At 51.7% G+C, this 12,797-nt stretch carries 10 protein-coding genes; 1 reads left to right on the top strand and 9 read right to left on the bottom strand.

All coding sequences use genetic code 11. The annotated features are described in order from the left end of the window. The 8 genes from xrtA to glmS all read right to left on the bottom strand — a co-directional run bounded on the left by xrtA (position 1) and on the right by glmS (position 10,152). Positions 1-1,506: an exosortase A gene (gene xrtA, locus EYC98_RS10485; RefSeq protein ID WP_279245293.1), complete on the bottom strand. Its 1,506-nt coding sequence runs from the start codon at positions 1,504-1,506 to the stop codon at positions 1-3. 24 nt (positions 1,507-1,530) lie between these two features. Then, a complete protein-coding gene (locus tag EYC98_RS10480; RefSeq protein WP_279245292.1) occupies positions 1,531-2,571 on the bottom strand; it encodes a FemAB family XrtA/PEP-CTERM system-associated protein in 1,041 nt (346 codons plus the stop codon). Continuing rightward, positions 2,568-3,389, bottom strand: coding sequence for an XrtA system polysaccharide deacetylase (locus tag EYC98_RS10475; protein WP_279245291.1), 822 nt, complete (start codon positions 3,387-3,389; stop codon positions 2,568-2,570). Before EYC98_RS10475 ends, EYC98_RS10480 begins: the two co-directional genes overlap by 4 nt. A 61-nt stretch (positions 3,390-3,450) precedes the next feature. After that, complete coding sequence (locus EYC98_RS10470; RefSeq protein ID WP_279246072.1) at positions 3,451-4,914, bottom strand: TIGR03016 family PEP-CTERM system-associated outer membrane protein; 1,464 nt, start codon at positions 4,912-4,914, stop codon at positions 3,451-3,453. A 2-nt stretch (positions 4,915-4,916) separates the two neighbouring features. Then, a complete protein-coding gene (locus EYC98_RS10465; protein WP_279245290.1) occupies positions 4,917-6,035 on the bottom strand; it encodes an XrtA-associated tyrosine autokinase in 1,119 nt (372 codons plus the stop codon). Further along, complete coding sequence (locus EYC98_RS10460) at positions 6,032-7,579, bottom strand: XrtA system polysaccharide chain length determinant (protein WP_279245289.1); 1,548 nt, start codon at positions 7,577-7,579, stop codon at positions 6,032-6,034. Before EYC98_RS10460 ends, EYC98_RS10465 begins: the two co-directional genes overlap by 4 nt. Before the next feature lie 14 nt (positions 7,580-7,593). After that, the gene (locus EYC98_RS10455; protein WP_279245288.1) at positions 7,594-8,223 is read right to left on the bottom strand and encodes an XrtA/PEP-CTERM system exopolysaccharide export protein; all 630 of its coding nucleotides are present in this window, start codon (positions 8,221-8,223) and stop codon (positions 7,594-7,596) included. Positions 8,224-8,298: 75 nt separating this feature from the next. After that, positions 8,299-10,152 carry a glutamine--fructose-6-phosphate transaminase (isomerizing) gene (glmS, locus tag EYC98_RS10450; protein WP_279245287.1) on the bottom strand — a complete coding sequence of 618 codons (1,854 nt, stop codon included), beginning with the start codon at positions 10,150-10,152 and terminating at the stop codon, positions 8,299-8,301. Between the two features lie 295 nt (positions 10,153-10,447). On the opposite strand from glmS, the gene EYC98_RS10445 reads away from it, so the two are divergent. After that, positions 10,448-11,317 carry an AAA family ATPase gene (locus tag EYC98_RS10445; protein ID WP_279245286.1) on the top strand — a complete coding sequence of 290 codons (870 nt, stop codon included), beginning with the start codon at positions 10,448-10,450 and terminating at the stop codon, positions 11,315-11,317. A 4-nt stretch (positions 11,318-11,321) separates the two neighbouring features. Here EYC98_RS10445 and EYC98_RS10440 read toward each other — a convergent pair whose 3' ends face one another. Next, complete coding sequence (locus EYC98_RS10440; protein ID WP_279245285.1) at positions 11,322-12,638, bottom strand: nucleotide sugar dehydrogenase; 1,317 nt, start codon at positions 12,636-12,638, stop codon at positions 11,322-11,324. Positions 12,639-12,797 lie beyond the last annotated feature (159 nt).

The following is a 12,797-nucleotide window of genomic DNA, read 5'->3' as shown; positions in this document are numbered from 1 at the left end:
TCACTGCGCTCCGGGCTCAAACAAGGCCGCGTTGATTTCCGGTAGCGCGTCACTCAAAAATGACTCAATAACAGCTCGCTCGCCACCTGGCGGTGATGTCTGGTTTGTCACCAAATAATATTGCACAGCCTGCGGTTCAGCGAAGCTGAGAAAGCTCCACACCTCTAATAGCTTTGCTACGTAGGCGTTAGCCGTATAGTTTTCACCAATGCGATACCAGGAATAAATAGTAAGCATCGCATTTCCACTGTCGCCACCCACGCGAACTCTAATTTTTCTGGCGTTTACTCTAATGTCATCAGTTATCGAAATCTCTTCCCAGCCTTTTCCAGCAAAACGAGATGAGGCGAGGGACTTGTCAAACCAGAAATCGCCAGTACGCACCAGCTCCCTGCCCTGCTCTTGTTGATAAAATTGCTGCAGACCCAATCCGACCAATTTATCGCCGTTACTAAAATACTGCAGGGCTTGCCGATCAACATCTCTTGGCGCCGGCCGCCATTGCAAGGGGTTTCCCGAAACGGCTTGCCATTGATCAGCGCGCTGAGGTAACGATAACGCCACGGTCGAAACCACAGGGTCTGCCCGCAAAGAGAGCAGTGTCGGAGCTAGCATCAATGTGGCGCAAGCAACTACCAACCCGGCGATAAGCTGCTTGGGACGACCCTCGGTTAGCTGTCCATCTAAAGGTGTATCCATACTGGGAGCTGGCTCGCGCCAAATTGAACCAATACTGAACAATATCAACATGACGATGCCAAAAAATACCCAGCCGTATATCAAATGGTCAACACCAGTGGCAAGTTCCATACCACTAAAGTGTCCAATCATAACAATCATGTAGGCTCGTAAGCCGTTCGCCAACACCGGCACTATAATGCTCGCGATTATGAACAGGCTTCGTTTCCAGATCGTTTGATAGGTCAAATATGCGTAGAGGCAACCAAGTGTTAGCGAAGCGATCAAATAGCGGATGCCGCTGCAGGCTTGGACCACACTCCAGTTACCGGTCGGTAAAGAGAAATACAGACCTTCTCGATAGACAGGAATACCGCTAAGTTTGACAGCTGCGACGGTGAAGTCGGCAGTGAACTCCATCATGGGCGGCACCAGATCATCACCGACCGGAACCATAAAAAACAGAAAACCCAGGGGAAAGGCAATGGCCAGGCTCACGGACCGGCCCAATATTAACCAGGTACCGCAGATCAGCATAGCGACTAGCGCGAATTGCTGAATGACAAGCGCATCCACGAGAAAAGCCAGTAACCATAGCAGTACAGCGCCCGCTAAAGGTAGCACCGCTAGATACTCAGGCTTGAGTGAGAGTTGAGCTAGATATTCCCGGCGCTCCCAGATAAGCCAGCAGGTAATGGGGATAATTAGAAAACCGTGCGCATAAGTCTGGGAGTTCTCCCAGATACTAACCATGGAAAAAAATGTATCTGAATAAATGGCAAGTAGCAGCAGATAGAAAGTGACTAACAACAGGGCTGGGGGCCTCATAATTACCGCGCGCATCAGTCTAATTCAACCCAGGCTCTTGGCCAAAAAAGGACCAATCAGATTGGCGACGGGTAGCGGTAACTTCTTCCATGTATCTACCATTAGTTTGTACTTGGGGTTCAAAGGGTTCACATCGGGCATCTGCTCTGCCTCGACCAGAAAATACTGATAGTAAAGTGGCGTTGGCTCAAAGCCCCAGTTCTTCTTGAAGCTAAACGGCCCCGTGCCTTTTTTGCTGCGACCGAAGTCGAAGCTCGTCAGCCCTTCCTGGCAAGAGCGCCGCATCAGCTCCCAATACATAAAGTCGTTACAGCCCTTTATAAATCTCGCGGCAGCAATACTGCCGCCATAGTAGGGCAACACCTCGCCCTTAAAATAGAAACTGAGTACCCCCGCCACATCTTTATCTTCTTGGGTAATCATCAAGATACGACACGCATCGCCGAACACTTTCTGCAAAATCTGAAAGTAACGTGAGGTAAAAACAGGAGTGCCCAGGTTTCTTACACTTTCAGAGTAGACTCGGTAGAGCCTGCTGGAATCACCAGTTTCTTCGCTGTGTAAACCCGCCTTGATGCCTTTGCGAACCATGGCTCGTTGCTTATTGGGAATAGCCTTCATATTCGCGTCAACATCAGGGGCAATGGCTTTGCGAAAGGTGTAGTACAGATCCTTTGTTTTCCAGTCCGCAGCTTTGGGTTCAGTGTTGCGAAACTCCAGCGCGTCTACTTTAAGCTCTCCTGCTAACTCACAGGCCGCTTCGCGCAATAGGTTTTCCGCTGACTCTGAAGATGCCAGAATGCCGCCGTAGACACAAAATGGAGATGAGCTTAAAGAGCTGCCAAAGAGCAAGCTGTTCATGTGAAACAGCGGCAATAGACCTTCAATAACGCCGTCATTTACAACGCAGATGAAGTGCGCTTTATGTCCAAACGCCTCTTCTAATACTTGCTTCCAACCAGACAGATGGAAAAAGCTGCCGGCAGAATGTGCCCGTACGTATTCGTCCCAGGCCTCAAGGTTGCCTGACTCTAGCGCAACTACCTGTGGCTCAGACTGGCTCATTTGTCAGCATCCATAAAAACCTGGTCCATTCTTGCCCACTGAAAATCTCCCAGCAGCCGCTCAAGCCGTGGCTGCATTTTTTCAAGGTTAAGGTAGTGCCGAAAACGGCTTTTGAGCGCCAGGTTCTTGAAGCGGGGCTGTTGTGGATCGATCTCCCACGGATGGAAGTAGAAAACAGCAGATTCGTTTTCCTGTTCGTTGACCTGTCGCAGAGCCCATCGTGAGAAAGCGTAAGGGAACAACCTGAACCATCCGCCTCCCGCGCAATTGATATTTTTGCCCGCTATAGTGACGGTCGTGATGGGTATTTCACGCAATGCACCGCCGGCTGCATCAAACGCAAAACGTGGCGCCTCGGGCATACCGTATAGATCATGCTTTACCGGCACGATACTTGAGCTATAGAGATACCCTGACTCTGCCAGAATATCCAGGGCCCACAGGTTTTCCTCGTTGATTGAGTAACTCGCAGCGCGGTATCCGGTAACCGCTGCTCCTGAAGTATCTTCCAGTAACTTGCGGGTCCTTGTAACATCCTGCCGAAATTCCTCCGGTTGCTGCTGGCTAACGCGCACATGATCCCAGCCATGGCTCGCTATTTCATGGCCCGCCTCAACCATCTCCCGGATCATGCCCGGATACTCCTCTGCGATACAGCCCAACGTGAAAAAGGTGGCTTTGACATCGTGTGACTCGAACAATTCAAGGATTCTATAAACGTTATTCTTGACCCGGTAATCACTGGATGACCACGAGGATCGAGGACACACTGCCTCCAGCGCGGATACTTGAAAGTAGTCTTCTACATCAACCGTCATTGCGTTTACAACAGGCGGTTTTGGCGAGTTCGGCTCAATGGAGGTCATATCTACTGAGTGCCTAGTAAGCGAATCGAACCGACAACGTTAATCGATTTTCCTGGTAGTTATTGAAATCCGAGTCTGATTCTCTCTCAGTGTACTGATAACTAAGCGAAGCACTGGTTTTTTGTGCAAACTTTCTGTTAAGCGAAAAGCCGATTCGTCGTGTTTGGGATTCAGTTCGCAGCGACCCGTCCGAGGTATCGGGCGCGTACTCATACCACGATGCATTAGCCCTTACACTCAAATTTGACGTGAGTGTGCGGCCAATACCCGCATTTACCCTAGTAAAGGCTACATCATTACCTGCACCCGCCCGCGTCTGGTCAGAATAGCTGGCACCCAGTGAAAAAGACGAGCGTTTGCCCTGATAGCGATAGTTGGTGTAAAAACGGTCATTAAGAATGGGCGCGCGATTAAGCGTGGTTGGCTGCCCTTGGTTGATCTCTTCAGGGTCGGCCCCGACGTCACCACTTTCATCGACCAATATGTCCTGGTTGCTATTCTCATCCAGCGTTCTCAAATCACGCGTATAGCTCAAGGTGCGAGAATAACCGGCTACAAACAACTGCCGTTTATGTCGGTACGACACACTAAAGCGTGGCGCAGGCCCATAAAAACGATCGCCGATGCCTGCAGTTAGCGTAAATCTTGAGTGCGGAGTCCACACAAAACCTACGTCCCAGAATTCGCCGTCTATCTCATCGGCGAGAGCTAAGTAATCGTTGTATTCTTTACCGATGGTCCCGTTAATAGACAGCTCTCGATTAATATTGGTGCCAACGGTGCCGCTTAATGAAGCCAGTTCACTAGTCGAAGCCGGCCGGTCGTACCTGAGTTCGTTCCAGCTTCCATTAATCCGCCAATAGATAGCGCTGGCGATACTGCTCAGGCGCAGTGAGACGGATTCTTTGGTACTGTCCCCCACCAAATCGGAAGAGTTGATTTGGTCGTCGTACTGATAGGCGAGATACAGTTGTGCGAAGCTTTTTAAGCGAGTATCGATGTAGGGCCTAACATAGTAGCTGTGGGTTATGTTCAAGTTGCCTGAACGGTTAAGCGCATCGTCACTACCGGACACAAACTCACTGACATTATTGGTACTGCCGCGGGCCCCTGCATCAAAGAAAAACAAATCCCTCGCCAGTTCACTGGTTGCAATTGCACCCCAGGACGGAATAGGCGACTTGGCGCGGTTGTTGGCCAGACCGCTGCTGCCACAGGTATTTTTATTGTTGTCCAGAGAGTGGAACTCAAGGCCACCATACAGGCGAAAAGTCGCACGGGCCCCCTTGCCATTAACACCTACCCTGGGAACTACGCTGGCTACCCACTCACTCTGTGGATTTTCACTTTCAAGGCAGACATTATCGGTAAGCACCAGTTTGGGAGCGATGCTAAGAGAGCGGGTCCATTCTGCCGCCAGACCTGAGCATGCGTAAACCGAGCCGACGATACAGACGGCTAATCTGGCAAGTGCCACTCTCAATCTGTCTCGCTCCCTTTGCGTGCACCCTCACCATAGCCATAGCCATAGCCATAGCCATAACCCTTGTTGTAACTACCCAGGCGCGATCGGCTAGCTCTATTCAGGACCATGCCAATAACCTTGTCCTCACCCAGCCTGCCAACCGCATCTTTTACTGCCGACTGCGGCGTAGAAGCGGCACCCACTACAAAGACAATCTGCCCCATCACATTGGACAATACGGCAGCCTCACTGGTCAGCAGCAACGGCGGCGAGTCGAACACTATAACGCGGTCAGAGTAGCGCTCAGATAGCTCTTGCATCAGTTGACGCATCCTTTCCGAGGCGAGCAACTCGGTTGATCTTTCATGTAGGTTACCAGCCGGTAGAATGCGCAGATTACTGATATTGGTCTTGAGTATTGCATCGCGTACCGACAAACCTTTGCCCTCAAGAATATCAATTAGGCCTGGCTGTGAATCCGGTACTCCCAGCATGTTGCCCGCGGATGCCTTGGACACATCAGCGTCAACTAACAACACCGTTTTGTCCTGCTCCATAGCAATGCTCAGTGCTAGGTTAATCGCTGAAAATGTCTTGCCATCACCTTGCAAAGCACTAGTGACCATAATCAAATTGGAGTGGTCTACTTTTGTCGCGCCACGGCCACTGATATTCATGAGCAACGGGCGCTTGATTGCCCGGTACTCCTCGGCAATCTGCGCGCGTGGCGCCTGCGGCGTGATCATTCCTCTCTCACTGAGCCGGTCAAAGGGAATCTGAATAACCAGTTCGCCTGATGATGCAGTCGCCTGCGACTCCGACTCGGATTGAACTGCATAAGCTGCTGCTGTCGATGTCCGGACCCGAGTGTCAGGCTGCAGGCCTTGGTCTATTTCAGGGAGAGAGCCCGCTTTCCCAGCCGCTACCTGAAGTACATCTTTTCTGAGCCTGGTTTCCGACTGCAATGATCTGTCAGGGGCGCTGCCTTCAACATCAGCTGGTATATCACGCGCAGACAGCACCTTGTTATCCAGCGAAACAGGGTTCTCCGTGTCCGCCACTTCCGACTCAATCTTTCTAGACTCGTGGACTTTGTCGCCGAGCTTGCCAACCGCTTTCTCGATTATGCTCATACGCCAGGCACCATTCCTTGAGTTATCGCCGCTACCCCGGCAAACATTGCAAATAGGAGAACAGCTAATCCCGTAAAGGTTGTCAGGGCAATCAAACTTTGACGCTTTTGTGTTGCGTTCTCGATCACCGAAACAGTGCCTAACATAGGCAGTCCGGTAAGATTAGAAAGACTTCTTTGTTCGTAAATCCGAGGATTGAGTAGCGACAACAGTAAGGCGATACCTATCCCTGCGCCTATTCCAGCGAACAACACCGCTGCGCTCAGCAAGAGTTTATTAGGTTCGCTTGGGCGAGTAGGAACGAATGGAGGGTCAATTACTCTAAACGTCACATCGTTCGCGTTCTGCTCTACCTTCTGCGACATCAAGGCTGATTCCCGGCGCTGTAGAAGCTTGCTGTGCTGGCCACGAATAACACCGTAGTCTCTATCAAGTTGTTTCAGTTCCGTCTCAATAACAGGAATATTGCTAACCTTATCTTCAAGATCCTTGACTCGTCGGTCATATTCTTGCACTCGTGTCTCAAGTGACGCAACGTTGGCTTCTGTCTCAGCCAGCATGGCTCTCATACCTTCGTAAACAGGGCTGGTAACCATTCCCGAGTAACTGTCTGTGTCCCCAGCCAGCAATTGATCTATTTCCTGCGCGCGCTCGACTTCTAATGCGGCTATCAGCGCTCGTATTTGTCTTACCTCCGGATGCTTTTCCGTGTATCGCGACAACAAGTTGTCCATCGACACTTGCAGTGCTGCTATCCGCGCATCGATCGGCGAGTTACTGGATTGCCCGCCGGAGTTGGACAGCATGACCGGTTCCTCGCCGTCCAACTGCCGGCGTAACTCCTTGCCGCGGTTCCTCAGCTCGTTCAGTTGCAGCTGGGCCACTTCCAGTTGCTCTTTGGCTCCAGCCAACCTCTGGTAATAGCCACTTGCGTTTCCATCGAGCGTACCCATGTTACGTTGTCTAAAGTCCGCCAGTCTTTGTTCAGCCTCTATTAGGCGGATTTCATAGTCGGCAATCTGCTCATCGAGAAAAGCCTGTGCGTCTGAACTATCTTCGCGCTTATCACCCAGTGAACTTTCAATGAAAACTGTAATCAGCGCTTGCACAATTCGCTTGGCCGTATCGCGCTCCTCGTCCACAAATGAAATAGAATAGAGCGATCGGTTACGTCTGTCTCCCTTGATGGAAATACGCTTACGGAACTCATTCAGGAACTCCTCTGCTTCTGCTTCGGTGCGAACCTCAAGGTCAAGGTCGGTCATTCGCATCAGCTTTTCAAGGTTGGGGCGGCTTAGGAGAGTTCTGGTCATTAGGCTGAGGCGTTGGTTGATATTGGGCTGAATCGCCAGCCCGCGTAGCAAAGGCCCCAATACAGTGTTGTTATCTACGTAAATACGCGCTGTGGCTTGGTAGGCATCTTCCATTTGGTAGACAAATATCCACCCGGCTATGGAAAGTACCCACGCACATATCAAAGCGGGCCAGCGGAAGCGCCAGACCCCAAGGGCGTAGGTATATACTAGTGCCAATATATCTTGCATTGAAGGCTACTCGCTTAGAACCAAGACTCGGGGATAATCACGATATCACCGGGGAACAGAGTAACGTTGGCGCTGATATCACCATCTCTTATTAGGTCATCCAGGCGCAGTCCAAAAGTGTCTTCCCTGCCCTCGAAGCTGCGGATTAATACTGCTTTATTACCCGCCGCATAATCCGTCATGCCACCTACCGCGATCATCAGGTCGAGTAAAGACATGTGTTTATTAAATGGCACGCTGAGAGGCTTGGAGGCTTCTCCAATCACCCGCACCTGCTGCACTGGAACACCCTTGAAGCTCTTCACAATAACGCTGACGACAGCGCTCTTCACATACTCGGAGTAGGCCTCTTCGATATCACGAGCCAGCTCGGTAGATGTCTTTCCACTCGCTTCTAAGTCTTCTACCAATCGGGTGGTGAACTTACCATCGGGTCGCACGATACCCGTGGTGGTCAACTCCTGGTTACCCCAGACGAAGATCTCCATTGAGTCACCGGCGCCAATAACGTAGTCATAATCGACCTCTACCGAGCGCTGGTCCGCCGACACAGGTGGATACTGATTAGAGCTGCAGCCTGCTACTAGCATCACAGCTAGGAACACCCCTAACGGTTTGAGATAAGGCATTGATATCTTGTGCATTTTTAACCCACCTTGGGAAACTTGAGAACCTTTTTTTAGTCTAGCACGCGTTGCTTTCCCCTGCCTACCGCAGGCTCACTCAACTGTGACCGACTTAGCAAGATTTCTGGGCTGGTCGATCTCGCAGCCGCGCAGTCGGGCCATATGATAGGCAAACAGCTGTTCTGCTATGACTACGGGTATAGGCGCCACAAACTCTTCACAGCGCGGTATTTCTATAATGTCATCACTGTGGGCGTGAATATCGGTATCGCCAGCCGTAGCAATTGCCAGTACTGGAGCTTTACGAGCACGGCACTCCTGCATATTGGCAATGGTTTTGGCTTTGCCAGAGCTCTCGGGCACCGCAACGATGACCGGGATGTCTTTGGTCAATAATGCGATGGGGCCATGTTTCAGCTCGGCCGCGTGGTAACCCTCGGCGTGAACATAAGAGATTTCCTTCAACTTTAAAGCGCCCTCCATTACTGCCGGAAACAAATAGCCGCGGCCTATAAAGAAGGCGTGCTCAATATGGGCATACTTCTCAGCAATCTTGGCAATCTTGTCTTCCTGGTCGATTACCGCTTGAGCCAGCTCCGGAAGCCGGGTCAGTTCGCTGATAACACGGTTGGCCGACTCGGCAGACATTCGATGGGTACGGCCGAGTAACACCGACATCATGGCCAATACGGCTACCTGACAGGTAAACGCTTTGGTGGATGCAACGCTGATTTCAGGACCGGCATGCAGATAGACGCCGCGTCCGGTTTCTCTGGCAATAGTAGAGCCAACTACGTTGCAGAGCCCCAATATGGTGGCACCCTTACGCACGCCCTCTCTCACTGCTGCTAGTGTGTCGGCAGTCTCGCCTGACTGGCTAATCGCCAGCATCATGGAGTCGCGCTGCATAATGGGGTTGCGATCTCTAAATTCCGCCGCCTGCACTACATCGGTGGGTATGCTGGCAAAGTCTTCGAAAAGATACTTGCCGACCATACCGGCGTACATGGAGGTACCGCAGGCCGCTATAGTAATACGATCAATATGGGCCAGGTCTGACGGGCCCAGCTGCATGCCGCTGAGCTTTGCAGTGGCGCCTTTGAGGTCTAGCCGACCTCGGAGGCTGTTGGTCAGAGCTGTCGGCTGCTCGTAGATCTCTTTGAGCATAAAGTGGTCAAAACCGCCCTTCTCTATCTCTTCAACGTTCCAGTCAATCTCAGTTGCGTCGCGCGATACTGGTACGTTCTTTAATGAGGTTATGTCGAAGCTGTCCTTGGACACGGTGACTACGTCGCCATCATCCAGGTACACCACCCGCTTGGTGTGGCTAATCAGTGCGCTTATATCCGAGGCAATCAGGGTTTCGCCCTGGCCAATACCGATAACCACTGGGCTGCCATTACGGGCGGCGATCAGTGTGTCTGGATGCAGCGATGACACAACGATAAGGCCATAGGTGCCTTCCAACTGTCCCAGAGTGGTCATGACGGCGGCCTGCAGGTCGCCTTCGTAAACATCCTGAATGAGGTGGGCAATAACCTCCGAGTCAGTCTCACTGATAAATTCGTAGCCTTTTTGCGTCAGCTTGCTACGCAGGGTCAGGTAGTTCTCGATGATACCGTTGTGGGCAATAGCAAAATTACCATCCTGACTCAAATGAGGATGAGCGTTCTCAGTCGTAGGTTCGCCATGAGTCGCCCAGCGGGTATGCCCTATCGCAAGGCCCGAGGCCTGCTGATCAGTGGGGTTATCAAGTTGCTTACCCAACTGCCCTTCCAACTCCGCCACTTTACCTGCCGCTTTGACCAGCAGCAGGGGTTGACCGGCAGTGGCCGAGACCTGGGCTATACCGGCCGAGTCGTAACCGCGATATTCGAGGCGCTTGAGCCCTGAAATCACAACATTCGCGGCATTTTTGTTACCGGCATACCCGATAATTCCACACATTCCCTGAACTCCCTGATTCAATCTCTAAGACTTTTGCACTATCTACGACATCCTGCGCGATAGCGGCACTATAAGCACTAATAAGCTGTCATTTAAGCAGTAAAAGCCACATAGTTTTGACGGCCATCACATTCTGTTTGTTTCGAGTGTTGTATAATTGAATGCAGACAGAGTATAAGTACACTTTCGAGTATAGCAATTTCGTCGGCTGACTCATCCGCGCACTGCGCGGAATGTGACCGCCCTCACATGCGGCATGAGATAGTGCGATAGTTAGCACGTTAAATGGGACATTATGTACGAAGAATTTTATAACCTTGATCGAGAGCCCTTTCGCCTGAGCCCAGATGCACGCCTGTGCTATCGGCATCCCAGCTATAAAAAGGCCAAAGCCTACATGCAGTATGCGCTGCACCGCGGCGAAGGCTTTGTCATGGTGACCGGTCAGCCCGGTACCGGCAAGTCCACCCTGATCGATGATCTGGTGCACGATCTTTCCGACGGCAATACCGTATTTGCCAGCTTGGCCTGCACCCAGATAGAAGCCGATGACCTGTTGCGACTGGTGGTGCTGAATTTCGGGTTGAATGGCAGAGTGGAACAGAAGGCCTTGTTGCTGCATGACCTGGAAGGCCTGTTTCTTAAATTGCGCCGCGAAGGCAAACGCCCGCTGTTGATTATTGATGAAGCGCAAGACTTGCCGGCCAATGCCCTTGAAGAATTGCGGCTGCTGACGAATCTGCAACAGAACAACGAACCGCTGTTACAGATATTTCTGGTCGGCCAGGAAGAGCTGCGCCAAACCGTGCTGTCCCCGGGCCTGACTCAGCTGCACCAGAGAATCGTCGCTGCCTGCCACCTGGAGGCGCTGACCCTGGAATTTACTGAAGAGTATGTAAAACATCGCCTGGCGCAGGTAGGCTGGAAGGGGGATCCCAGTTTCGATCCCTCTATTTTCAGCTATATGCATCGTTTTAGCGGCGGCATTCCACGACTGATCAATACTATTTGTGGCCGACTGATGCTGCATGGGATGGTAGAGGAACTGCACGAAATTGGCGAAAATGATATTCGTGAGGTGATTGAAAGCCTTAATGAAGAACAATTACTGCCGGTCAATCGCAATCTAGGGCAAAGCCCCACCGCCGATCATATGTGGCGCTAGGCTTTTACAACCGCCACACATCTATCGCCGCGGCGGCCAGTTCGTCGCGGTCCAGCACTGACTTCACATCAATCAAAACAGAGTCCTCGCGCAGTAGCTTGCCGTAATCTGAGACCGTCATATTCAGGTATTGGGCATGCGGCACCGCCAGCACCAGAGCGTCTGCGGCAGGAATATTGTCCCAGTCTGTCAGACTCACGCCGTATTCGCGTTCAGCATCAACAGATTCGGCAAGCGGGTCATGCACCACCACATTGCAGCGATACTCCTGCAGCTCATGAATGATGTCGATAACTCGCGAGTTACGCAGGTCAGGACAATCTTCTTTGAAGGTTAACCCTAGTATTACCACGGTGGCACCCGTCACAGGCTTGCCCAACTGCGCCAAGCGTTTGACGGTTTGCTCACCTATAAATTTACCCATGCCATCATTGATCTGACGCCCGGCCAGAATCACTTGGGCGTCATGCCCCTCTGCTTCAGCCTTGTAGGTCAAATAGTAGGGGTCGACACCAATACAGTGCCCTCCCACTAATCCTGGGCGAAACGGCAAAAAGTTCCACTTGGTCCCAGCCGCTTCCAGCACGTCCAGAGTATCGATGCCAATTCGGTTAAAGATCAGAGACAGTTCATTCATCAGCGCGATATTCAGGTCGCGCTGAGTATTTTCAATAACTTTAGCCGCTTCTGCGACCCGGACACTGGCTGCCCTGTGCACGCCAGCATCGACGACGGACTCGTAGAGTGCTGCCACGGTGTCCAGTGTCTTTGGCGTATCTCCGGATACGACCTTGATAATGGTTTCCAGCCGGTGCACCTTGTCACCCGGATTGATACGTTCTGGTGAATACCCGATGTAGAAGCCATCGTCTCCCTCGCTGTCATCTGCACCTTGCCGCCCCAGCCACTTCATTCCCGAGGCACTTTCCAGAATGGGCACACAGACTTCTTCGGTGCAGCCCGGGTAAACAGTCGATTCAAAAATCACGATAGCTCCGGGCTTGAGGTGTGCCCCTACCGAAGTACAGGCACCGCGCAATGGAGACAAATCAGGCTTATGTGCATCGTCGATGGGTGTCGGCACCACGACAATAACGATATCAGCCACGGACAAATCAGCAGGCTCACTGGTAAACGTTAACTGGCTCGCTGCCTGCAAGTCCGCCTTGGCAACTTCTCCGCTAGGGTCTCTGCCCGCCCGATAGTGCGTCAGCTTGTCCTCGTTAAGGTCCAGCCCGATAGTCGCGCACTTTTTCCCAAACGCAACGGCGAGCGGCAACCCCACGTATCCTAGTCCTACAATAGCTATAGTCTGTTTCATGGACGCAATAAAACCTTATTCGGCATCAGAATACCAGCATCACAGTTCACACTTTTCAAATTTACTGCCACACGCCCTAGCTGTGTGTTTACACGCTACTGCGGGACCGCTACTGTTAGTGGATTACAGTTGATTGGAACCACCCATTTTTATGCAACT

The organism is Candidatus Litorirhabdus singularis (assembly GCF_026262625.1).
In the GTDB taxonomy this organism is placed as follows: Bacteria; Pseudomonadota; Gammaproteobacteria; order Pseudomonadales; family Halieaceae; genus Litorirhabdus; species Litorirhabdus singularis.
Note: the sequence above shows the minus strand (reverse complement) of the source record. Positions and strands in the feature narration are given on the sequence as shown.